This is a genomic window from Sulfurospirillum sp. UCH001, assembly GCF_001548035.1.
Classification (GTDB): domain Bacteria; phylum Campylobacterota; class Campylobacteria; order Campylobacterales; family Sulfurospirillaceae; genus Sulfurospirillum.
In genome coordinates this window covers 370,995-395,077 of sequence record NZ_AP014723.1, presented here as the reverse complement: position 1 = coordinate 395,077, position 24,083 = coordinate 370,995, and the positions used below count along the sequence as shown (strand labels likewise).

Annotated in this window: 24 protein-coding genes and 1 tRNA gene; 11 read left to right on the top strand and 14 right to left on the bottom strand. The window is 38.5% G+C overall.

From position 1 onward, the window contains the following. Positions 1-2: 2 nt before the first annotated feature. Positions 3-770: a putative hydro-lyase gene (locus tag UCH001_RS02015; RefSeq protein WP_067173683.1), complete on the bottom strand. Its 768-nt coding sequence runs from the start codon at positions 768-770 to the stop codon at positions 3-5. Positions 771-850: 80 nt separating this feature from the next. Here UCH001_RS02015 and UCH001_RS02010 point away from each other — a divergent pair, with 80 nt between their 5' ends. The 3 genes from UCH001_RS02010 to UCH001_RS02000 all read left to right on the top strand — a co-directional run bounded on the left by UCH001_RS02010 (position 851) and on the right by UCH001_RS02000 (position 2,574). Next, entirely contained in the window at positions 851-1,687 is an 837-nt protein-coding gene (locus UCH001_RS02010) for a DUF4392 domain-containing protein (protein ID WP_067173680.1), read from the top strand. A 3-nt stretch (positions 1,688-1,690) separates the two neighbouring features. Beyond that, on the top strand, positions 1,691-2,113 hold the full coding sequence (trxC, locus tag UCH001_RS02005; protein WP_067173678.1) for a thioredoxin TrxC: 423 nt from the start codon (positions 1,691-1,693) through the stop codon (positions 2,111-2,113). 107 nt (positions 2,114-2,220) lie between these two features. Continuing rightward, positions 2,221-2,574, top strand: a complete 354-nt coding sequence (locus tag UCH001_RS02000) for a hypothetical protein (RefSeq protein ID WP_067173673.1) — start codon at positions 2,221-2,223, stop codon at positions 2,572-2,574. Between the two features lie 5 nt (positions 2,575-2,579). Here UCH001_RS02000 and UCH001_RS01995 read toward each other — a convergent pair whose 3' ends face one another. Further along, positions 2,580-3,884: an EAL domain-containing protein gene (locus UCH001_RS01995; protein WP_067173669.1), complete on the bottom strand. Its 1,305-nt coding sequence runs from the start codon at positions 3,882-3,884 to the stop codon at positions 2,580-2,582. A gap of 163 nt (positions 3,885-4,047) precedes the next feature. Between UCH001_RS01995 and UCH001_RS01990 the strand changes: the two genes are divergently transcribed. Next, entirely contained in the window at positions 4,048-4,401 is a 354-nt protein-coding gene (locus tag UCH001_RS01990) for a hypothetical protein (protein WP_067173666.1), read from the top strand. Here the strand turns inward: UCH001_RS01990 and UCH001_RS01985 are convergent. The 3 genes from UCH001_RS01985 to UCH001_RS01975 form a co-directional block, all read right to left on the bottom strand. Beyond that, complete coding sequence (locus UCH001_RS01985; protein WP_067173663.1) at positions 4,398-4,769, bottom strand: hypothetical protein; 372 nt, start codon at positions 4,767-4,769, stop codon at positions 4,398-4,400. The two genes, UCH001_RS01990 and UCH001_RS01985, sit on opposite strands and share 4 nt — an antisense overlap. 44 nt (positions 4,770-4,813) lie before the next feature. Beyond that, entirely contained in the window at positions 4,814-5,554 is a 741-nt protein-coding gene (locus UCH001_RS01980) for a dienelactone hydrolase family protein (protein ID WP_067173659.1), read from the bottom strand. Between the two features lie 72 nt (positions 5,555-5,626). Further along, a complete protein-coding gene (locus UCH001_RS01975) occupies positions 5,627-5,851 on the bottom strand; it encodes a hypothetical protein (protein ID WP_067173656.1) in 225 nt (74 codons plus the stop codon). Positions 5,852-6,058: 207 nt separating this feature from the next. On the opposite strand from UCH001_RS01975, the gene UCH001_RS01970 reads away from it, so the two are divergent. Both UCH001_RS01970 and UCH001_RS01965 read left to right on the top strand, forming a co-directional pair. Next, entirely contained in the window at positions 6,059-7,549 is a 1,491-nt protein-coding gene (locus tag UCH001_RS01970; protein ID WP_067173653.1) for a PhoX family phosphatase, read from the top strand. 102 nt (positions 7,550-7,651) lie between these two features. Continuing rightward, positions 7,652-8,230, top strand: coding sequence for a DJ-1/PfpI family protein (locus UCH001_RS01965; protein ID WP_197651432.1), 579 nt, complete (start codon positions 7,652-7,654; stop codon positions 8,228-8,230). A gap of 46 nt (positions 8,231-8,276) precedes the next feature. On the opposite strand, the gene UCH001_RS01960 is transcribed toward UCH001_RS01965, so the two are convergent. The 4 genes from UCH001_RS01960 to UCH001_RS01945 all read right to left on the bottom strand — a co-directional run bounded on the left by UCH001_RS01960 (position 8,277) and on the right by UCH001_RS01945 (position 13,118). Continuing rightward, the gene (locus UCH001_RS01960) at positions 8,277-8,882 is read right to left on the bottom strand and encodes a NapC/NirT family cytochrome c (RefSeq protein WP_067173645.1); all 606 of its coding nucleotides are present in this window, start codon (positions 8,880-8,882) and stop codon (positions 8,277-8,279) included. A 10-nt stretch (positions 8,883-8,892) separates the two neighbouring features. Next, positions 8,893-9,327 (bottom strand): cytochrome c3 family protein, encoded by a 435-nt coding sequence (locus UCH001_RS01955; RefSeq protein ID WP_067173640.1) that lies wholly within the window; start codon positions 9,325-9,327, stop codon positions 8,893-8,895. 2 nt (positions 9,328-9,329) lie between these two features. Continuing rightward, positions 9,330-10,892: a flavocytochrome c gene (locus UCH001_RS01950; RefSeq protein ID WP_067173636.1), complete on the bottom strand. Its 1,563-nt coding sequence runs from the start codon at positions 10,890-10,892 to the stop codon at positions 9,330-9,332. A 120-nt stretch (positions 10,893-11,012) separates the two neighbouring features. Next, complete coding sequence (locus tag UCH001_RS01945) at positions 11,013-13,118, bottom strand: helix-turn-helix domain-containing protein (protein ID WP_067173633.1); 2,106 nt, start codon at positions 13,116-13,118, stop codon at positions 11,013-11,015. Between the two features lie 185 nt (positions 13,119-13,303). Here UCH001_RS01945 and UCH001_RS01940 point away from each other — a divergent pair, with 185 nt between their 5' ends. Next, positions 13,304-13,693: a VOC family protein gene (locus UCH001_RS01940; RefSeq protein ID WP_067173629.1), complete on the top strand. Its 390-nt coding sequence runs from the start codon at positions 13,304-13,306 to the stop codon at positions 13,691-13,693. On the opposite strand, the gene UCH001_RS01935 is transcribed toward UCH001_RS01940, so the two are convergent. Then, on the bottom strand, positions 13,690-14,460 hold the full coding sequence (locus UCH001_RS01935; RefSeq protein ID WP_067173626.1) for a dimethylarginine dimethylaminohydrolase family protein: 771 nt from the start codon (positions 14,458-14,460) through the stop codon (positions 13,690-13,692). The genes UCH001_RS01940 and UCH001_RS01935 overlap by 4 nt on opposite strands. Positions 14,461-14,485: 25 nt before the next feature. Further along, a complete protein-coding gene (locus tag UCH001_RS01930; protein WP_067173623.1) occupies positions 14,486-15,400 on the bottom strand; it encodes a hypothetical protein in 915 nt (304 codons plus the stop codon). 152 nt (positions 15,401-15,552) lie between these two features. Between UCH001_RS01930 and UCH001_RS01925 the strand changes: the two genes are divergently transcribed. Together UCH001_RS01925 and UCH001_RS01920 are read left to right on the top strand one after the other, a co-directional pair. Continuing rightward, complete coding sequence (locus UCH001_RS01925; protein ID WP_067173619.1) at positions 15,553-17,910, top strand: phosphoketolase; 2,358 nt, start codon at positions 15,553-15,555, stop codon at positions 17,908-17,910. 48 nt (positions 17,911-17,958) lie between these two features. After that, positions 17,959-18,522, top strand: coding sequence for a toxin-antitoxin system YwqK family antitoxin (locus tag UCH001_RS01920; protein WP_067173616.1), 564 nt, complete (start codon positions 17,959-17,961; stop codon positions 18,520-18,522). Positions 18,523-18,524: 2 nt separating this feature from the next. Here UCH001_RS01920 and UCH001_RS01915 read toward each other — a convergent pair whose 3' ends face one another. After that, on the bottom strand, positions 18,525-19,454 hold the full coding sequence (locus tag UCH001_RS01915) for an L-lactate dehydrogenase (RefSeq protein WP_067173587.1): 930 nt from the start codon (positions 19,452-19,454) through the stop codon (positions 18,525-18,527). A 310-nt stretch (positions 19,455-19,764) separates the two neighbouring features. After that, positions 19,765-19,839, bottom strand: a tRNA-Asn gene (locus UCH001_RS01910). Between the two features lie 196 nt (positions 19,840-20,035). Here UCH001_RS01910 and UCH001_RS01905 point away from each other — a divergent pair. Together UCH001_RS01905 and UCH001_RS01900 are read left to right on the top strand one after the other, a co-directional pair. Then, entirely contained in the window at positions 20,036-20,989 is a 954-nt protein-coding gene (locus UCH001_RS01905) for a TAXI family TRAP transporter solute-binding subunit (protein ID WP_067173584.1), read from the top strand. A 67-nt stretch (positions 20,990-21,056) separates the two neighbouring features. Then, positions 21,057-23,132, top strand: a complete 2,076-nt coding sequence (locus UCH001_RS01900; protein ID WP_082705643.1) for a TRAP transporter permease — start codon at positions 21,057-21,059, stop codon at positions 23,130-23,132. 26 nt (positions 23,133-23,158) lie between these two features. On the opposite strand, the gene UCH001_RS01895 is transcribed toward UCH001_RS01900, so the two are convergent. Continuing rightward, positions 23,159-24,070 (bottom strand): radical SAM protein, encoded by a 912-nt coding sequence (locus UCH001_RS01895; protein WP_067173581.1) that lies wholly within the window; start codon positions 24,068-24,070, stop codon positions 23,159-23,161. Positions 24,071-24,083 lie beyond the last annotated feature (13 nt).

Here is a 24,083-nt window from a genome sequence, read left to right as displayed (position 1 = left end):
TCTTATTCGTAGTATTCGCTATCTTTTTTATCGGTGACGAACATATGTCCTGGTGCATGAGTGATTGCAAAAGGAAGTTTCATACTGGTGATGACATTTTGAGGTGTTACGCCACATGGCCAGAATAACGGTATTTCATCATTTTTGATCTCTATCGCATCACCATAATCAGGATGAGCAACATCATGAATACCAATCATCTCAGGATAACCCACTTGTATCGGTGAACCGTGCATCCTCGGAAAATGACTGGTAACCACACATGCATCAGCAACTTTTTCTTTTTTAATCGGGCGCATACTTACAACCATTTCGCCTTCAAATCCGCCAACAGGTTTAAGTTTGATGTTTGTTCGATACATCGCAACATTTTTTTGTTGATCGACATGACGAAGTGGCATACCATTTTCAATGAGTGCTGTTTCAAATGAGAAGCTACAGCCAATCAAAAAGAAGACCAAATCAGGGGTATAATATGGTGTGATGTCTGTAACTGTCTCCACCAATACACCATCACGTAAAATATTGTATTTTGGTATCTCATTTAAAATGTCAGCACCGGGTGCTAAGATTTGGGAATGATGTCCTTTGGAAATCACTTCAAGAACAGGAATGGCTTTAGAGTTTTCATTGGCAAATGCTTCAAAACGCTCTGCATATTCTCTTGGCAAAGCTACCATGTTCATCTGAATATACCCTGGGCATTCACCCGCTGTTGGTCTTGTAAATTCGCCCTTGGCAATTTTAGCGCGTAACTCTTTTGGAGACATTTTAATCCCTTTTTTTGGTTAAATTGTATCAAATTTTAGATACAATTTTTCCTGTTAACTTTTTATATGCAAAGGCTTTCATGAGCAATTTTCATACTATCGAAGAGATCGTTCTCCAACACTCTACGCGCAATATGGACAAAATTCAAGCACATTTTCCCAATGAACATACCAAAAAAGCTGTCAATGCTTTTCTAAAACTCGAAAAAGGTGTTGTTTTCATTTATACAGGCTTTTATGTTGCAGGTTTTGCCGAAACCGATGGTCCATTGGGTGCTTATTTTTTAGCGAAAGCATTTGAAAAATTGGGCTACATGCCTGTTATTATTACCGATCATTTTTGTGATGACTATTTTCCAGATATTAAAACGCTCTACATTCCGCTTGAAGGCTTAAGCAATGAAGAGAGCTCTATGATTTTAAATACCTACAAACCCATTTGTCATCTTTCCATTGAGCGCTGCGGTCAAAATGCTGAAGGGCGTTATCTAAACGCCAGAGGCGTTGATATCAAAGAGTTTACAGCACCTGTGGATGAACTCTTTAAAAAGGGAAGCCAAATCGCTCCTAGTTTTGGCATAGGCGATGGTGGCAATGAAGTAGGCATGGGAAGCTTTGCGGAAGTCCTTAAAAATAAAGAGCTTTTTTATGACTACTGTGTCATTCCTTGTGACTACCCCATGATTGCTTCCGTCTCTAATTGGGGTGGGTATGGGTTCATCGCAGAACTTGAACGTGTTTTGCATATAGAAGTGTTACCCCGTTTTGAAGAAGTTGAAAAATACCTCGCCTTCATCGTCAGCAAAGGCTCAGTTGATGGCATCAAACGAGAGTCTGTCATGTCAGTTGATGGTAAAGAGTGGGAGTTAGAACCCAAAATTCTTCAAGCACTTAAAGATTATGCGACGAAAGGATAAGCTATGAAAGTTATTTGTCCCTCTTGCCTTGCAACCAATAATGTTCCAAAACTAGAAGTTTATAAAAAAGCCAACTGTGGAAAATGTAAAGCTTCTTTGCTTGATCCCCATCCTGTAGCACTTACAAGTGACAATCTTGAAGCAGTACTAGAGAGTACAGATGTTCCTGTTATCGTCGATTTTTGGGCACCTTGGTGTGGACCGTGTAAAATGTTTGCACCTATCTTCGAGCAGGCAGCACGTGCCTACCCTCTTCGTGTGTTGTTCGCTAAAGTCGATACTGAAGCAGAACAATTCCTTGCTTCTCGCTTTAAAATTCGCTCTATTCCTACACTCATTGTCTTTAAAGATGGACAAGAGATTGAGCGTGTATCGGGCGCTATGAATGATGAAGGCTTGGATAGATTTGTGGAGAGGTTTTTATAAAATCTCTCTTCTTGTCAATAATTTATTTTCTTTCATTCTGAAATATTTTCAACCCCTCTTTTCCCACTTTGCTACCATACCCTCATAAATCAAAACTGAGGTGTGTGATGATTCTTGGCAAGTGTCCGTTTTGCGGTGGTAGTGTTATAGCCCAGAAACTTACCATTCGAGGGCAAAAAGTGAATCTTTACAGCTGTGAACATGCCAAAAAAGAGCGTGACATCAACGATGACTATGTTTTTAGTAGCGATGCCTCATGTCGTTTTCGGGTTTATTCCAACGCTTTTTTACGCTGGAACAAACGAAGTTTGAGCGAGTATGAGATGAAACAACTGTTAAAAGAGGGGCAAATTGCGGTCAGATTACATGGACGAAAAGGGACAAGCGAGTACTTCAAGTACGTCATCCCTGATCCGGAATACGGTGTGAGTATCTTGTGGGATACCGACGTTGTCGCCTAAAGTTCTTAGGTCACAATTTGAGGCGAAGGCATATCGATAAAATAGCCTTGCGAATAGTCAATGCCAAGCTGTTTAACCGTAGAAAGTACGGTACTGGAGTGGACAAACTCCGCAACGGTTTTGATGCCCAGTTTCTTAGAAAAGTTTACAATCGTTTCAACAACGATCTGCGCGTTTTTATCTTTGTCAATGTCTTTGATAAGGCTTCCATCAATCTTGATAAAATCAGGATTGAGTTTAATGATATAAGAGAAGTTGGAAAAACCACTTCCAAAGTCATCTATCGCTACTTTAGCGCCATAGCGTTTTATCTCATTGAAAAAATGAACAACTTTGTTAAAGTCATTGACTTTTTCAGACTCTAAAAGCTCAAAGGTAACACGATGTCCCATATTGGAATCACGGAGTTTTCGGATAATAAAATCGTATATCTCTTGGTTAATGATATCTTCAAAAGAGAGGTTGATACTAAAGTCATAAGGGTGTGTCTCGAAGACTTTAAAGCTTTTGTCGATGATCGTCATTGTAATCTTGTCATACACTTTTATCATCTTTGCAATGGGTATAAAATTGTGTGGAGAATGAATGACACCCTCTTCATCGACAAGACGCGAAAGCGCTTCAAATTTGATAATTTCATTGCTGGCATTGTCGATAATCGGCTGAAAATACGGCACAATACCCGAATAATCTACAATGGCTTTGCGCACTTTTGTCGCATACTTGAGGTTGCTCTCATACTCTTGTGAAAAGTTCATTGTATCTTCATAGATCCAAAACTTCAACTGCTCTTTTTTAGCGTACTTAAGCGCCATGCTCACTTTAGAGAAAATATCGTCATTTGAAAAACTCGCACTGGATGAGAGTGTGCAGTCCACATAAATCTCCGTTTGAGCATAGGCATATCTAAGATGTGTCAACTGTTTTGAAAGATGTGTAAGATAATTTTTCAGTAGATAAAAGCTCATTCTTTCATGCAACAAAATGGCAAATTCATCGCCAGCAATACGGTAAACCGCAACCTCTTGAAGCTCAATTTTAAGTGTTTTGGCAAATGACTCTAAGATAAAATCACCTACAACAAAACCGTAAAAATCATTTAGAAGTTTAAAATTATCGATATTGGCAATAATGAGTGTAAATTCGCTTAGCTCTTCGAGATCATGTCGCAATTTATAAAGATTTGGAAGGCGCGTAAGAGGGTCTGTATAAAACTGTTCTACAAGATTTTTTTGCACCATACGAAGTTCACGCGATAAAAGCTTGATCTTCTCTTTTTGCTCTTGCTCTTTTCCCACGCTATGTCCCATGCAAAGCCCTTTATACAAACTTATGACACTGTGCTCAAGTATTGTACCCTAAAGATGAATAAATTATGAAATTCTCATGCTTTAATCACTTAAGGTGTATTTGCTAATGGCACATTGAGTTAGCTTTTGCTACAATGAAAACAAGATCGACAAAGGAGAATATATGTTTATCATAAAAAAATTATTCATTATTTTTGGTGCTATCTTGGCACTCAATACCTATGGTGTCAGTAAATCTCAAGAAATCGAGATACCACGAACAGCCTATAAAGATATTTATAAGTACTATGTTTTGGAAGAAGGACGTCAAGCAACACTCAGTACCATTACATTAAGACGTCAGAGTTTTGATACCATCATGTATATTAAAGCAGAAGTCAATTGCCCTTCTCGCTATATAAGACAAGTAGGAAGTAGTACACGTTCCGTAAAAGATATTCAAGGAACGCCAACCCAATGGTACCAACCTACGATTGGTACCGCTGAGTTCGATATTGTTACATATGTCTGTCGTTAGCTCATCAACTGTTCAAGGAGTGGTTTCATCTCTTTATAATCAGATCGTTTGCTAAAAGCTTCCATCAGTTGCATCTTTAATGCACTGACTTGAGTATCAAAAAAATCAGATGAATTGACCCCACTAAAGAGATCCACGCCATTGATGCCCAGTGTATTCATCGCTTCCCAAACTTCTGGGGAGCTAAGAGCACTGGTTGTATCTTCTTTAATCAGTTTTGTAAGCCATGAGCTGTCATCGTTGTTTGCACCTGTCGAATCATAATGAAGCAAAAAGTCTTCAAAACTCCCTTTTTCACCTTTAAGCGAATTATAGAGTCCATAGCTAATGCCTGCATATGGGTCGATTTGAAATAGTCTGTTGTCCATAGCAACTCCTTTTTACATGCACATTTGCAAGCAAAAAATATGCCTTATTTTGAGAGTGTCTCATCTAAAAATTCAACCAATCTTCTCCACGATTTTTTATCAGCATCCTCTCTGTATCGTTCTGTGCCAAAGACGCTAAACGCATGAGGTGCACCACTGTATGCAATCATTTCATGCTTAACACCTGTCTTTTCAAGCTCCTTCGCAAGGGTTGCAAATTCATCCATACTTACACTTTCATCGGCTGTTCCATGCAAGATAAGCACAAAACCTTTTGTCTGCTTATAATCTTCTCCACTAGGAGTTGCTAATCCTCCATGAAAACTTGCAAAACCCTTTAGTGGTGTTCCCATTCGTGCCATCTCTAACAATGCGGCACCACCAAAACAATAGCCTATACCAATCGCATTGGTCACATTAGCACCCTCTTTTTTTGCTGCTTGATAACTGGCATTTAAAAGTTTTTGCATTTTGGCTCTATCATTGTAGAGGGCATTGGTTAATGCCTTTTTCTCTTCTAGGGTTACAGGCTTCACATCTTTCCCAAAAAGGTCAATCGCAAAAGCACCATAACCTAACGTATTGAGCATTTTTGCACGTTTCATTTCATAAGCATTCAGTCCATCCCAGTCATGGATGATGAAAACTAACGGAGCATTGTCTGAAGGTGTACTGTAATAGCCTTCATACACTTTGCCATCCAATTCATATGTTACAGCGTGTTCTTTTGCAAAACCCACTGTAGCAAGGAACAACATTAGGGTTGCAACTAAAATATTTTTCATCTTTCTCTCCTTAGGGTATAATTTCAATTATTGTAAAATGACTTTCTTCAAGCTTTGTAGTGTATTCTTGATCTAACGCTTTTTTTTAAGATTGTAACGTATTTGTAACACTTCTTTTTTACGATTGTACGAGTAAAATTTATTGGAGGCTCTCGTGAAATCATTAACACCCCTACTCATTTCATTCTCATTGGTAGCATCAAGTCTTTGCGCAGGCACTCGTGTAGAATTTATTGGCATGGAAGCACCTAACACACCTGAAAAAATGGCAAAAACGTACTCTGAAGCAAAAGTCATTATTCATACTCCCAGTGGTGGAAAATCGAAAGAGCACTTTCATATGAAACACTTTTTGGTGTTAAAGATAAAGTTGGTACAAGTAAAAACCCTGCAGGACAGCTCTATAGTATTTCACAAAAACCTCTCAAAGATCCTTTTGGCAAACCACTTATCGCAGAGACACCCGATAGCAACTCACTTTTAAGTGTTGAAGGCTCATTGTATTTGGTCACACATTATGAGTATGACTGGATTTTAAGTGATGGTTCATCCGTAGAAAAAAGTGAAATGTGGTACAACCGTGCACCTATGAGCATGACATTAACCTCTCTTCGTCAAGATATGCGAGATGGCAAACTCAAAGCAACCGATCAATATCCTATCGACTTTTCTAAGGTAGGTGGTATTTGGACTCCTTGCTTTGGTTCACAAACTCCTTGGAATACGCACTTAGGAAGTGAAGAAGATTATGATCTTTACTTTACCGCCCAAAACGGTGAGCATTATAAAAAAACACAAAAAGGGCTTAAAGCCATGAGTGAGCTCTACTTTGAAGGTAAACAAGAAGCTAAAGCGTATGACTATGGTTACATTACCGAAGTTACCGTAAAACCTAACGGAAAAACCAATGTCAAAAAGCACTATGCGATGGGACGTGGAACCTGGGAAATGGCAAAAGTCATGAGTGATGCTAAAACCGCTTTTTTTGGTGATGATGGCACGCAAGTGGGACTCTATATGTATGTGGGAGATGGTAAAAAAGAGCTTGACAGTGGAACACTCTACGCTGCTGTCTGGAAACAAATCAATGAAGATGGCGCTAAAGATGGCGGTCAAGCAACACTCATTTGGATTAAATTAGGACATGCAAGCAGTGAAGAGGTATGGCGTTGGAAAGAGAACTTAACATTTGGTGACATCTTTGAAAGCCTCGCTCCTAAAGAATTCGACCCGCAAAAGCATGAAGGGTTTAAAGCTATCAAAGCAGGACATTCAGAAGTTGAATACTTAAAACTCAAATCAGGGATGGAACGTGCTGCGGCCTTTTTAGAAACCAGACGCTATGCAGCGTATCTTGGGGCAACAACCGAATTCAACAAAATGGAAGGTGTTGCCTTTAACAAAGAAGATAAAAAGCTCTACATTGCGATGTCCTATATCGAAAAAGGGATGACAAAAGATGTGAGCTTTGTAAAAGACGACATCAGAGTTGCTAAAAATCGCTGTGGTGGAACATACGAGGTTACTCTATCGAGCGGTATATATGATACCAATGGTGAAATCATCAAAAGCGATTTTGTTCCTACATTCATGTATGTTCCTGCTAGACTTTTAGGAGAAGAGATTACCACAGATCTTTTTGGCAATACGTGTGCGGTCAACAAAGTTGCGAACACTGACAATCTCTTTTACTCCTCACGTGCTCGTACACTTTTCATTGGTGAAGACAGTGGCGCACATGTCAACAACTACGTTTGGGCATACAACATTGATACCAAAAAACTTTCTCGTATTCTCTCTGTTCCTGCGGGTGCAGAAGCAACAGGACTCCAAGTGGTGGAAAACCTCAACGGTCATGCATACATCATGAGCAATGCCCAACATCAAGGCGATTTTATCAAAACGATGGATAAAGTTCTTCAAATAAAAGTAGCACCAAAAATCGATAAATTCCAAGCTCCTGTAGGCTACATTTATGGGATACCTGGGCTTTAATTTAAAGTATTCTTTTGTGTATGAAAAAAGCATAAAACCATAAGAGAGTTGTAATCAAATGGCGTTATAATCAAGTATATTACCATTTCATAAGGAGACATTATGGCAAAGAAAATTCTGTTTATCGTTGGAGATTATGTAGAAGACTATGAAGTTATGGTTCCTTTTCAAGCACTTGCTGCCGTTGGACACTCTGTTACCGCTGTCTGCCCAAATAAAAAAGCAGGAGAATTTATCCGTACAGCTATACATGATTTTGAGGGTGACCAAACGTACAGTGAAAAACCCGGTCACAATTTTACACTCAATGGCACGTTTGATGCCATCAAAGCCGAAGAGTTTGATGCACTCGTAGTTCCTGGTGGTCGTGCTCCTGAGTACCTCAGGCTCAATGAAAAAGTGTTAGAGATGGTGCGCCACTTTGCAAAAGCCAACAAACCTATTGCTGCCATTTGCCATGGAGCGCAACTACTTGCTGCTGCGGATGTTTTGGGAGGGAAAAGCTGTTCTGCGTATCCTGCTTGTGCTCCTGAAGTTACCAAAGCAGGTGGTAGTTACAAAGCCATCGAAGTTACTGAAGCTGCCGTTGATGGCAATCTTGTTACAGCCCCAGCATGGCCAGCGCATCCTCAATGGATTGCCAAATTTTTAGGGGTATTAGGGACTAAAATCACACTTTAAATCATTGTGATATCTAACAGGGAAGTGGTGTCACTTCCCTATTCAACTATTTTTTCTCTTTACGCTGTTTTTCCCACTCATCCCACGATTCTGGACGTGTATCTTTTTGCTTAAATAATGTCTCTCCAAGGTCTTTATGCCCTACCAATTTATGACAACTGGTACATTGCATCTCTTCTTTTGTACCTTTGAAATTGATATATTTAAGGTGCATTTTGCTTGATTTCTCATCTGCAAATTCTGCTTTGGAAGCTCTCTCTAAAAGACCTTTATGGCATTCTAAACACGAACTATCATACGTATAATTTTTACGCGCATTTTCCCTATTAGCCAACCAATCTTTCTTACTTGGATCTTTTGTCAGTGTTGTCCAGCCCTCAGCAATACCATTTTTAGCCTTCACGCCTAAATAAGCGATGAGTGAACTATGTGGTAAGTGACAATCTGTACAGCTTGCCTGAACGCCTTTTGGGTTAGCATTGCCATGAATTGGGTCATGCAAATGTGTTTGAGCGATTAGACCATCCCATGAATGGCATGAACCACAAAATGGTGCATCCCCTGTGACTTTCACAACTTTATGCCCACCCCATACCAAAATAAGTGTTGCTACGAAACTGATAGCTACGGTGATTACTATAATTTTTTTCATCATCTTCTCCTTACTTCACAAGCAGTTGTTTCATGGTCTTTTGACCATGGCACTGCACACAAAGATTAGAATTGGACGCAGGCTTGCTATGTGATTTATGGCAAACATCACAGGCTAAATTCTCAAAGTGAGGGGATTGGTGAACGTTATTGTTATGCCCCCAATGAGCTGTTCGCTCTTTAACGGTTTCATAGCTGCCGTGACATTTCAAACAACTACCCAGCATTTCACTCGAATACTCTTCGGGTTTAGTTTCGTTATGACAATCCACGCACGATAGCCCAAGTTTCTTATGAATACCATCTAATGGATAATTTTGTGCTGTAAATTTATCACCCATTGGTGTCAAAGGTAATAGCTTAGAACTATTTTCAGCCGCAACAATCCAAGAAGCGGTACAAAACATAAAGAGCACTGTTATGATTACGTTTGTTACTCTTTTCATCCTTAGCTCCTTACAATTTGTTTATAACGATCAGCGATAGATTTACCTGCTTTTCGACCAAATAAAATACAATCCAATACTGCGTTAGAACCAAGTCTATTGTATCCGTGTCTTCCGCCGGTTACTTCACCACACGCAAAAAGACCTGGTACAGTGTAACCCCCTTTGTGGAATACTAAACACTGAGGTGTTGTTTTCACTCCTCCCATACAGTGATGGATCTTTGGTCCTGGACGTGCTGCAAAGAATGGAGGCTTTTCAATTGTGATCGTTGCTCCTTTATACTTTTGAAAAACACGACCAAAATCAGCATCTTTACCGCTTTTGACATACTGATTGTATTTTTTGAGTTCATCCAAAAATGGCTCTTTGTTAATGTTAAATTTTGCAATCATCTCATCGAGTGTTTCAAATTGCCAAATCGCATCTGCTTCCATACCACGCTGTAAATCTGCAATATCAACTGTTTTAATACCAACAGAATCCATAAATAAAATAGGATGGTTAGTTCCACCCTCATTCATAGCAAGAATGGCATCAGTACCATTTTTACGGTCAACAATTTCATTGACAAAACGACGACCTGTTTTTGGATTGATCATCATGCCGTAGCCATACGCTCTGGTAATAAAACGGTACGCAAAACCAAAACTGCCTTCGTCTGCTGATGTTACATGCATGGATTGGATGTATTGCATGTCAATTGTCTCAATGTCATCTTGAATCAATTTTTTGATAGTGTAACTCGTCGCACCCATATGATTGGTAGTCAGTGTTGTAGGTGTTAGTTTTGCATCCATTTGTTGTCGGAATTTTTTATCAGCACCCCAACCTCCTGTGGCTAAAATAATTCCTGCATTGGCTCGGTAATATTTTGTGTTGCCAGTAGTATTCTCGTTTTCATCAAAATCACGATCAAATTTGAATTCATATTTTTCACGGACTTTCATACCAATAACATGCCCTTTTTCATTATAAACAATCTCGTCCATAATGACACGCATACGAATCTTTCCACCCATTTCTCGTATACGTTTTTGAAGCGGTCTGACGATATAAGAACCAGCACCGGCTGAATGGCTTCTTGAAACACTGTGTCCACCACTTTGGCTAACCCATTTCCATTTCACTCCATTCGTAGTTAGCCAATTAAATGAATCAAGCCCTTCATATGCCATAATACGCACAAGTTCGATGTCATTAAGATTTTTACCGCTTTTTAGGGTATCTTTAATATGTAATTCTGGATTATCATCTATGCCATCCTGCTTTTGAATGTATGTTCCAGAGATTGCAAATGATCCACCACTAATAGATGAGTTACCACCAAGGTATGGCATCTTATCAATCATGAGCACATTTCTAAGCCCATTATCCATCATAGATACCATTGCAGCACTACCAGCAAAACCGCTGCCGACAACAATAGCATCAAACTCTTCATCCCATCTTGGAACATCTTTTTCAAGCATTTTTGCTTGCGCTTCTAATGCTGGAAACAATGCCATTCCACTACCGAGTAAAGCAAATGTTTTCATTGCTTTTCTTCGTTGCATATTTAACATGCAATATCTCCTTTTGTTTGGAACTTAATAGTAATTCCAAATGAAAGATTAAGATAACTGCTAATTAAAGAATGAACAAAAAGTGCTTTTTAACACTAAAGCGCAGAAAATGAGAGATGTTTAAAGCTTCCCAAGATAAACTAAAAAATCACTGGGTTGAGCGATATCTTCGAGATAAGATTGGCGAGTTGCATGCTGTATTTGTAAAAGAGGCAAGAAGTTTGAATGATATACCGAGGATTTGTAGAACGTTAAATATATTTTTTGAATAAACACTTCTAAATCATTTTTTCGAGGATCAAAGGCTATTTTGGCATATTTTCCTGATTCAAAAATGCGAATAGGAAGATTTTTTTTGCCTTCATATTCATGTGCTTCTAAGAGAATGCCAAAAGCATAGGGAGCTACATTGTCTTCTTCTTTAAAGCTCATTTTTGGATCATTCATATAAATACCAAGCATTTGGGCATTTGGATTAAGCCCTTCTAAACAGTCTTCTAAAAGCATTTCTATACTCTGCTGAGTATTTTCTTTTTGTGTGTTATACACATTCAAGACAGATAATTGTTTTTGCTCAATAATTTCATATTCATTTCGATCAAAAATCATTGAATTGTGCATATCATTGATGTGTGTATCTCTAAAATCACTAGGAGAAAGCGTATAGTATTTCTCAAACGCTCTAATGTAAGACTGATTGTATCCAAAGCCACACAACGCAGCAATCACTGAAATTTTTTCTTCTGAATATTTGAGTAAAAAAGCACTCTTTTCCATACGCAATCGTCTTAAATACGAAGCGATATTTTCACCACAATAATGTTTAAAAATACGTTGCAGATGGTACTTCGAATAACCACAAACATGGGCTAGTTTATTGATATCAAGCCGTTCATCATCAAGATTTTTTTCTATAAACATCAAAAGCTTTTCAATGTGCGCATTAAAGACCACATCACCACTGACTTTTTGTTCTTCATCATCAACAGACTGCATTTCTGTCGTATCTTGTAAAGAGAGTAAAAAACTATTTTGATTATTTTCTTTTGAGCCAAAAGGCGCTAAAGTCAATAAAAGTTGAGCTGCTCGATTTTGAGAATTAGCGATATTGAGATATTTGGTTTGAGAACTCTCTTGCACCTCAAAAATCAAATTAACAATTTGCTCTTTTATACTCTGATCGAGTTGTGTCATTTTTTGAAGAAGATCATAAAAATTACCCTCTTCCACAGGCTCTTTTATCTGTAAAAAATGACTAAAGGTTTGATTGCAAAAGATTATTTTTGCAGAAGAATCACAAATCATGACACCTCTTAACGTATGATGCTGCATAAAATTGTGAAAATAGTCTTTTTGCTTAGTCAGTTCATTTTCGACCTTACGGTTTTTTGAAAGCCAAAAGAGATTGAGAAATATGTACAACGTGATACTTCCACCATAAATTAAAAGGCTGATTAAAAGTTGTACGTTGAGTCTTTCACTGTAAATTGCTTGATTTTTTTCAAAGACCAGATTCCAATTTGTATTGGCAATTTTCATCACTAAAAAGTCATCGTTAAGCGTTGTTACATTTAGGAAACTTGGAGCATTTTTTTGGTGGTTCGAGCTGGCTAAAACAATTCCATTTTCATCCACCAAATACAAAGCCTTATCGTATAAAATGTCATAACTAGAGATGTATTGTTGAATGACCTCAAAAGGCTGACCTCCACATACAACACCAATCCCTCCAAAGATATCAATAGGTGTACATACCGAAACAGCTGGTAAACTAAGGCGCATGCTCACATAGGGCTTTGTGACAATTGTTTTTCGCATTTTAAGTGTATCTGCATACCACTCTCTTCGCCTTGGATCATACTCTTTTGGCGTTACAAAATTATCTTCTGAAATTAAAAACGTACCATCATCCAACCCCATAATAATATAAGGGAAATTGCTTGTCTCTTGAATACGTTTCAAACTTTTTTGAAGTTCAGCCTTGCTATTTATCTCTGATTTTTCTAAGAAACGCTGAATTTTTTCAATGTTAGAAAACCGCTCATTGACCCAATCAGATAGTTTGCCATCTACACGAGCCAGTATTGTGTTTTCATACGCTTGAATAGTCTCTTTGAGTAATTTATAATTTAACGCATGATTGACTAAGAGGAAAATAAAAAAAAGAATTGATAAGAATCCAATAATCTTGAACTCTTTTTTATCAAAATTGTGTTTCGCAATCATCGTTTGTTATACCTTTAAAACTCTACATTAAAACTTTCTATATTATATTTGAATTCCTCTCTATTTACCTTCTCAAAAAATGCTTATGCACCAAAAAGCATTTTTTGAGAAGCGAATGAAAAAACATAGTGATACCATTGTTATACCAACACACTATGATAAAAAACAAATAGGGAATTATGAACATGTCACTTATATCGCATTTAGATCACCTTGTTTTAACGGTTGCAAATATTGAGCGAAGTTGTACCTTTTATAGCACCGTTTTACAAATGGAAGAGATAACGTTTAATGGTAGAAAAGCTCTTAAATTTGGTGAGAGTAAAATCAACCTTCACGAAATTGGACACGAATATGAGCCTAAAGCGACATATCCAACTGCAGGTTCTGCTGATCTGTGTTTTATTACGCAAATGCCTCTTCAAATTTTTTTAAAACATTTGCTTCGCTGTGGTGTCTCCTATCTTGAAGGACCTATAAAGCGAACAGGTGCAAAAAGCGAATTATTATCCGTTTATTTTCGTGATCTCGATGGAAATCTCATCGAGGTAGCAAATGAAATTATCGATTCTTAATCATTCGATAAAAATGGAACACTCATACACGTCAATCCTGCTTCGGCTTTGACAAACTCGCTGATATTGCACGAATCAACCGTGTAACCTAGCGATTTGATATGCGCAATGCTTTTAGGAAATGCTTCATTCATACAAAGGATGTTTCCCATTTTGAGCACATTTGCACCAAAAGGCTCATCATTTAAGGCTTCGACTTTAGCAAAGCCCTCAAATGCCTCTGCATCCACCCAGTGCGAATTGATAAAAATGGTTTTATCATCCAGCGCAGTAGCGCCTGTCTTAAGATGCAAACACCCTGTCACTTTTACCGCAATGACTTCATAACCAAATGGCTTGATAATAGTTTTTAAGGCTTCAATGCCCTCTTTGTTCGTACGTGCTGATTCACCCACAAAGATTTTCTTGCCTATTTTGAGCACATCACCACCCTCAATTTTTGCAGGTAACACAATACGCTCTATTTTACGGTACTTGGAAAAGACTCTTTCCATAGCTTCACTCTCTTTACGGCGAGATTCTACGCCCATAGAAGTGAGCACGGCAACCTCATCAAAAACAATGATGGGGTCTTCCACAAAAACACTATCAGGACATGCCAAATTTTCATCCAACACAATCACTTTAGCGCCACATCGCTCCAGCATTGCGCAATACGCCTGATGTTGAAGATTGGCAATTTCCATTGAAATAGGTTCACTTTTTAAAAACGTTAATTCACAATGCTGTAACGCAGGAGAAGGTAAATGAGTTATGGCTAAAAGCACACAAAATCCTTATAAAAAAGCTAAATTAAAAAAACTCTAATGAGTCATCTTCTTCACTTGCAGGAGTGAGCATCATTTCAAATTGAATAATACTCGAAAAGAGCGAAGCATCTAAATAGTGAATATCTACTGCTGTTTTTTCTTTTAAAACCGCTTCTGTCCAACCAATAAGATCTTCTGCAATCGCATTTAAAATAACCAAAATCTTCTTTTTATTGGCATGGTTTGGTAAAGATTCTAGATGTATTTCCAACAATGCAGAAAGTTTAGATAAACTATAGCCCAAATCTCGAAACTCAAAGTTTTTTTCCAACACCTTTGCATAAGAATCAAGATACTCTTTTACATTTAAGAAATAAGCCTCATTGTATTCAAGGTTATAGTCTTGCACAACGTCTGCAAGCTCACCACAACTCTCTAAAATATCTTGAATATCGAGCTCATCGATGCTACCTTCTGCACAAAAAGCAAGTGCACTTATTTTGACATCATCACTGTAGTGCATTTTTGCCATATCTTGAGAGATTGTTGGTGAATCATAGATAAAAAATTCTTCTTTACTCTCATTTTCTTTTGAAAAAGAGTCATACACAAACTGTTCTATCACTTCCAAATTTTTTCCAAAACGATCTTCTACTTCCATATTTTTTTGATTCCATTCACGGCATAAAACAAAATAGAGTGAGTAAAACTCGCGTAAATTTTCAACAGGAATCTCTTTTATCTTATGTTTTTTTGCTGCTTCTTGGACGTACTCGTAAGCTCTTTTAATATCAGAATAAATATAAATAGAAAGCTTTGCAACTGCTAGGTTGTGTACTTTTGCAACTTCTGGATCAGACAAATAACGCGCTAATCTAGAATCTTCAATAATAAATTTTTCAAAGGGTAAAACAACTTCATCCACTAATGCTTCAAGCTTTTTCGTACTAATTCCCACATTTAGCCTTTTTTGTGTAAATTGAGCACAAATTGTAGCATAGTTTATAGTGCAAAAAATGCTTTTTTTATAGACAAATATAAAAGGAATTACGTATATTTTTAAGTAAACTTGAAGTAGCATACTAACGGACTCATTACAAAGGAGTTATGATGACAAATCAACCACTATCACGACAAGAACTTGAACATATAAACGCATATTGGCGTGCTGCCAACTACCTCTCTGTGGGGCAGATTTACCTACTCGACAACCCACTACTTAAAAAACCTTTGAGCTTAGAGCATATAAAACCCCGTCTTTTAGGGCATTGGGGCACAACTCCAGGGCTTAATTTTATCTATGCGCATATGAGCCGCGTCATCAAAAAAGATGACCTTAACATGCTTTTTATCGCAGGCCCGGGGCATGGTGGTCCTGCGGTCGTAGCGAACACCTACTTGGAAGGCACGTATAGCGAAGTTTACCCCGACATCTCTCAAGATGAAGAAGGGCTTCAAAAACTTTTCAAACAGTTCTCCTTTCCCGGAGGCATACCAAGCCACGCCGCACCAGAAACTCCTGGTTCCATTCACGAGGGTGGAGAATTAGGCTATGCGGTTTCTCATGCCTATGGCGCTGTGTTTGACAATCCTGATCTTATCGCCTGTTGTGTGGTAGGCGATGGCGAAGCCGAAACGGGACCACTAGCAACTGCTTGGCACTCCAATAAATTTTTAGACCCAAAACGCGATGGTGTTGTGCTACCCATCCTCCACCTCAACGGCTACAAAATCGCCAATCCAACAGTGCTTTCTCGTATCTCTCACGATGAACTTGAAAAACTTTTCATCGGTTACGGCTATGAGCCTTACTTTGTCGAGGGCGATGAACCTGATTCTATGCATCAAAAGATGGCAGAGGCGATGGATGTTATTGTCTCTAAAATTAAAACGATTTGGCATGAAGCCCGAACACAGGGTAACCCGACTCGTCCACGCTGGCCAATGATTATCCTTAGAAGCCCTAAAGGATGGACGGGACCTAAAGAGGTTGATGGACTCAAAACCGAAGGACACTGGCGTTCGCATCAAGTACCACTCTCAGAACTCGATAAAAAGCCCGAACACATCACCATCCTTGAAAACTGGATGAAAAGCTATAAACCTGAAGAGCTTTTTGATGCGCATGGTAAACTCCTCCCAGAACTCGCTTCTCTAGCACCTAAAGGTAAAAAGCGCATGGGAGCTAACTCTCATACCAATGGCGGCGCACTTCTTAAACCTTTAAGCTTGCCTGATTTTAAAAACTATGCGGTAGACGTCAAAGAACATGGGCAAACCATTGCCGAATCTACGCGTGTTTTAGGCAACTATCTGCGCGATGTCATGCGCTCCAATATGCAAAACTTTCGTGTCTTCGGTCCTGATGAAACAGCGTCCAACCGACTTGGCGCACTCTTTGAAGTGACCAATCGCGTCTGGATGGCAGAACACTACGATTTTGACGACCATTTAGCTCAGGATGGGCGTGTCATGGAAATCCTTTCCGAACACACCTGCCAAGGCTGGTTTGAAGGTTATTTACTCACAGGAAGACACGGCTTTTTCTCGTGTTATGAAGCGTTTATCCACATCATCGACTCTATGTTTAATCAACATGCTAAGTGGCTAAAAGTCACGAGTCGTGAAATCCCATGGCGAAAGCCCATCGCTTCTTTAAACTATCTTTTGACGTCACATGTGTGGAGGCAAGACCATAATGGCTTTTCACACCAAGACCCAGGGTTTATCGATGTGGTGGTAAACAAAAAAGCGCACATTGTCAATGTCTATTTTCCACCCGATGCCAACACGCTTTTATGGGTTGGAGAGCATTGTTTAAAAAGTCGTGACTCCATCAATGTCATCGTGGCAGGTAAACAGCCTGAAGCTCAGTGGCTGGGTATGGAAGAAGCCGTAGCGCATTGTGAAAAAGGCATCGGCATTTGGGAGTGGGCGAGCAATGACGCGGGTGAACCCGATGTTATTTTGGCATGTTGTGGCGATATTCCAACATTAGAAACTTTGGCGGCAGTGAGCATTTTACGAGATCTTGTGCCAGAACTCAAAATCCGCTTTATCAATGTTGTTGATCTTATGAAACTACAACCAAGCGAAGAGCATCCACACGGACTTAGCCACGAAGCGTTTAATGCCCTCTTTCCTAAAGATGTGCCTGTTATCTTTGCATATCATGGTTATCCGTGGTTGATTCACCGTTTGGCGTACCGAAGAGCAAATCATGAACATCTGCATGTGCGAGGCTACAAAGAAGAGGGAACGACCACCACGCCATTTGATATGGTCGTACTCAATGATATGGACAGATTTCACCTCGTCATCGACGTGATGAACCGTGTACCTAAAATGCAGGCTTTCGCTGAGTCTATTAAAAACACCATGTATGCCAAACTTGTGGAACATAAAACATATATTGAAACGTATGGACAAGATATGCCAGAAATTCGCGAATGGAAGTGGCGCTGTTAAATCTAATATGATACTATTCGCGAAAAATTTATAGTAAGGATTTGAAAAATGAAATTTGTTATGCTATTGCTGTTAAGCTTAACACTCTATGGCGCTGATAAAATTTACGAATATGGCGATTTGGAAGTACAAGATGATGGCACGCTCATCGAAACAAAGACAAAAGTACTCGCAAATGGTATAGGGAAATTTTACTACGACTCAGGAAGAGTTCGTGGGGAAACACCTTTTAAAGATGGAAAACGTGAAGGACTTGGAAAGACATACTATGAAACAGGAGAACTTCAAAGCGAAACACTCTTTAAAAACGACATGATTGAGGGTCTAAGAAAAAGTTATTTCACCTCAGGTAAAGTACAAAGCGAAACACCTTTTGTTAATGATAAAGCCCAAGGCGTCGCAAAAATTTACTATCCATCAGGTAAGCTTCAAAGCGAAACACCATTTCATGACAATAAAGCAGAAGGTATCTCAAAACTTTATTATGAGTCTGGAAAAGTTGCGAATGAAATTGTATTTAAACAAAGCGTTGCTATAAGTGGATTCCAATACGACGAAAAAGGGAAGAAAACAGCTATGAGTGAGGAGCAAATCAAAGAAATAGGCTTGTAATTTTACAAGACCTCTTTCGCCATTAATTGCATCACTTTTGCACTTGCATGTAACGCTTCAAGCTCTTCTGGTAAAAGCTTATAATTTAAAATTTTACTTGCACCTTGACGCGTTACAACTACTGGGACATTGAGTACAACATCTTTGAGTCCATATTCGCCATCCAAATAAACACCTAACGGAAGTACAGAGTGTTCGTTATTGGCAATTGCACGAACGATGCGAAAAACACTTGCGGCAATGCTATGATTGGTATTGCCTTTTTTATGAAATATCTCAAATCCAGCATTAATCACATCTTTGAAGATTTGTTCTTTATCAAGCAATGGCAAACCGTTGAGTTCACAAAATGTATCAACATCTAAACCACAGATGTTGCAAATACTCCAAGGAATCGTACTCCCCTTGCCATGTTCACCTAACACAAAACCGTAAATATTTTTAGGGTCAATTCCTACTTTTTTACTGACGATTTTCATAAAACGCGCAGTATCGACAAGCGTTCCCGCACTAATAAGCCGCTCTCTTGGGTAAAGACCTTCTTTATAGGCGATGTGCGTTAGAACATCAACAGGGTTGGAGACCATTAACAAAATAGCACTGGGAGCGTACTGATAGAGTTCTTTAACCATATTTTTTATAAGAGTTGCATTTTCATGCAATAGCTCATCTCTGGTTTGATTGCCCTTTAGTTGTGCACCTGCAGTAATGACAATCACATCACACTCTTTACAATCGGCATAATCACCATAATGTAAATGGGTGTTCTTTGCATACGTGAAAGAAGCGACATACGAAAAGTCTTCGATTTCTGCCCATGCTTTCTCTTTGGTACGATTGACTAAGATGATTTCACTCATATTGCCAAGCGTTAGAAGATAGTTTACTAATTCAACACCAACACCACCTGCTCCAATAATTCCTACGCGCATGCATTTCCTTTGAAATAATGCAACATTATAACATTCCTTTGGAAGAGTGATTGTGTCAAAAATAAACAGGAAGAAAAAAAATAAAAAAACGCTCGAACCGGGCAATTCGAGCGTTAATTATGAAAAATTGGTAGATTATTTACAAAAAGGAGGTTTTTGTCTTGGTAATGAAAGTATAATCGTTTTATCTAAACAAGAAATGAACCATTAGTAAATGAATGTTAAATCAGCAAAAAAATTTAGAAATGTTTTACTGTTTTTAAGAGTTTTTTAATTTAAAAGGTTGAATTTTAGGGGATTTAAAAAAGAGTGGCTCCGAATGCTGGATTCGAACCAGCGACCAAGTGATTAACAGTCACCTACTCTACCGCTGAGCTAATTCGGAACACTTTGAATGAGGTCGAAATTATAGTAAAAAAATATTTTATTGTCAAGACATATTTGAATAAATTGATAAAAAAGTTTTTTGTCACACAAATCTTAAAAAAAACATAAATCCTATATTTGCATGGAAATTTATTCAATAAAAAGTAAGAAGAAAGATAGTAGGATATAATAAGATTTAATTTGAAGGAGACTATATGCAGAAGAAACTTGTTACGTTAGCTCTTGCTGGGGCACTCAGTGTTCCAATGGTTGCGGCAGAGTTCATCACAATTGGTACGGGTGGAGTTACAGGAACTTACTATCCAACAGGTGGTGCTATCTGTCAAATGGTAAACAAAAACAAAAAAGAGACCAACATCAGATGTTCAGTAGAATCAACTGGCGGTTCAGTCTACAATGTCAATACCATTAAAGCAGGAGAGCTTGATTTTGGTATCGCACAAAGTGATACTGCATACCAAGCCTATAAAGGTGAAGGTAAATTCACAGGTGCTGCTGCAGTACCAGAACTTCGTAGTGCTATCGCAATTTATCCAGAGCTTTTAGCCCTTGTTGTTAGCCAAAAATCAGGCATTAAAACTATGGCTGATCTTAAAGGTAAAAAACTAAACCTTGACTCTCCGGGTTCAGGAACTAATATGACTGTTGATGTTGTGTTTGAAGCACTTGGTATCAAACGTTCTGATTTAGCACTTGCAAATGAGCTTAAATCAACAGAAGGTCCTACCATGCTTCAAGATAATCACATTGATGGTTACTTCTTCGTAGCAGGACATCCAACAGCGAACATCAAAGATGCATCAAACTCTGTTGACATCAACATTGTTCCTATCGAAGGACCTGCAATTGATGCATTGGTCAAAAAATACCCTTACTATGCTAAAGGTACTATCTCTGGTTCATACTACAAAGGTGTGACAAACGATGTACCAAGTATTGGTGTAAAAGCGGTTCTTATTACTAGCAGCAAAGTAAAAGATGAAGTGGTTTATCAAATTGTAAAAACCATTTTAGATAACTTTGACAAATTTAAAGAACTTCACCCTTCTTACAAAACAATTACTAAAGAAAGTCTCCTTGAAGGCTTAAGCGTACCACAACATCCAGGTGCGATTAAAGCATTTAAAGAAGCTGGACTTCTTAAATAACTCTACACTACTCTTAACATGTGAGGCTTTCACAAGAAGCCTCACAGATTGACATAAAGGTTTACGCGTGAAAACATTAGAAGAACGACTGGATGATGCGAAACTCATCAGCGAATTTGAAGGTCATAGAGATTTTGAAAGTAATACGTGGCAATACTGGTTTGTAGCTGCTGTTGCTTTTTGTTGGTCTTTATACCAACTTTACATTGTTATTGATCCAGGTAATAGTGCTCATATAAGAGCTATTCACTTGGCATTTGGTATTGCGCTTGCATTTTCAATGCATGCTATGAGTAGGAGTCCAAAACTAAAATCTGTTATCACATGGTATGATTTTCTCATTATGATTGTAGGTGTTGCTGCTATTTTATACCAATGGTATGCCTACAAAGACCTTGCTATGCGTTCAGGTGCATGGACTCAAACCGATATTATCGTCGGTGTTGCAACCATTTTAGTTGTTCTTGAAGCTTCACGCAGAGTTATGGGACTTCCATTGATGCTTGCAGCAGTTCTGTTTTTATTGTATGACTATTTTGGTCCTTATCTTCCTGACATGATTGCTCATAAAGGAGCAAGTATTAACAAAATTATGGGACAAATGGTACTCACAACAGAAGGTATCTTTGGTGTACCTCTTGGCGTTAGTGCAAGCTTTGTCTTTTTGTTTGTTCTCTTTGGCTCATTGCTAGATCGTGCAGGAGCAGGTGAATATTTTATTAAAGTCGCATACACTATTCTCGGTAAGTATGATGGTGGTCCTGCTAAGGCTGCTGTTGCTGCTTCTGGTATGTTTGGTATGATTTCAGGCTCATCTATCGCCAATACCGTTACAGTTGGTACATTTACCATTCCTTTGATGAAACGTCTTGGTTTTAGCTCCCATAAAGCAGCCGCTGTTGAGACAGCAGCTTCGGTTAATGGTCAGTTGATGCCTCCAATTATGGGTGCTGCTGCGTTTATTATGGCAGAATTTTTAGGTCTTGATTATACCGATATCGTATTTGCTGCATTTATTCCTGCTTTTACATGTTATGCGGCACTTTTTTACATCGTTCATCTTGAAGCTAAAAAACATGGTCTTAAAGGTGAAGATCCAAGTGTTTTAGGACGTACATGGCCTATCTTTATCAGAGGTATTCACTATCTTATCCCGATCTTTTTCTTGATCTACACGCTTATCATCCTTAAACAGTCTGCACAAAGCGCTGCTTTTAGTGCCATTATGTTTTTGATGATTATTATGGTTGTGCAAAAGCCTTTTAAAGCTTTCCTCAATAAAGAAAAAATTACCCTTCCACTCATTCTTGAAGGATTTGCCGACATTGGTAATGGTATGGTTATGGGTGGTAAGAACATGGTATCTATCGCTGCTGCGACTGCAGTTGCTGGTTTGATCGTAGGTTCAGTTACTCTTACTGGTATAGGTCTGGTTCTTGCAGAAGTCATTGATAATCTCTCTGGTGGATATATCCTAGGCGTCTTGTTCTTGACAATGTTTGTTTCTTTAGTGCTTGGTATGGGACTTCCAACCACAGCAAACTATATCGTAATGGCATCACTCACAGCTCCGATTATTATGGAGTTATCAGCCAATAACGGTTATCTCATCCCTATCATCGCAGCGCACATGTTTGTTTTCTACTTTGGTATCTTAGCGGATGACACGCCACCTGTCGGTATGGCAGCTTATGCCGCCGCCGCCATCGCAAAAAGTGATCCAATTGTGACCGGATGGCAATCATTTATTTACGATATGCGTACGGCACTCCTACCGTTTATGTTCTTTTTCAACAATGAGCTTCTCTTAATCGGTGGAGTAGATCCAAGTGATCCAAATAATGCGTCTAAATGGCAATGGATAACCAATCCATTTGAGATTGGACTTATTTTTGGTGGAGCGGTACTGGGTATGTTTGCCTTTACATCGGCAACGCAAAGTTTTATCTTAACGAAGATAAACACTATCGAACGTATCTGTTTAGTTGTTGTTATTCCATTTTTGATGTTACCAAAACTTATGGCAGCAAAATTAGGACTCCCAAGCCACTATATCTCTTACGTTATAGGATTAGGCATTTATGGGTTTATCTACTTTACGCAGCGTATTAAGTATAAGAAACAACAATTAGCATTAGCATAATTGAAAGTGGGCGAATATCTCGCCCACTATACTACTTTATAAAAATTTACTCCAGCAATATTTTTCACATATAATCGCTTTTCTTCAACTAAATGTGCAAGATTTTCGAGGCTCTTCTCATCAAAACAGAGTGCAATATCTTCAAAGCTTTGAGGTCGTCTTACAAGAAGCTCGTAGATCTCTTCTTCATTAAAATATCTTTTTTGAGGAATGTAATTTTTCTTGTACGCGATAGAAACCGGTAAATTTTGTAGTATATTTGAAAGCTCAATTAAGCGTTCAATACTCACACCTTTTACCTCATATGCAGGCGGACGATCTATCGTTCCAACATCAATGCGATCAGGGCTTATGGCATATAATGCTTCATTTAAAGCTTGAAATTCTTCCTCGGTATCATTTAAGCCATCAACGACTAAAATTTCTATAACAAGCTCACCCGCATAACGTTCTCTAAAGCTTTTCATGCCCTCAACAATCTGGCTAATCTCAATACCTTTATGCGCACGATCAAGTTTCTTAAAACATTTAGGGCTCACACAATCTAAAGAGAGTTTAACAATATCAAGTTTTGAAAGAGTATTTTGAATCAAAGGATCTGCAATGGTTGAACCATTGGAAAGAATCAATAGTTTCGTCTCTTTTTTTATCTTGAGTATCTCATCAACCAAGGTATCTAATTTAGGATACAGTGTCGGTTCGCCATTGGCAGTGAGTGTAATAACATCTAAATTGTGATGTTTGTGTAACGCCTCATTGAGCGCATCTAGCACTTCTTGAACAGATGGAGTATTGCTCGCGCTATTGACAGTTTTTGCACCTTTTAGCTCACAATAAAGACAGTCAAAATTGCATTGTTTGGAATTTGGGCTAAGGTCTATACCAAGCGATTGACCAAAACGTCTAGAAGTAATCGGTCCAAAGATAATATTACTCATGGGAAGTCCTTTA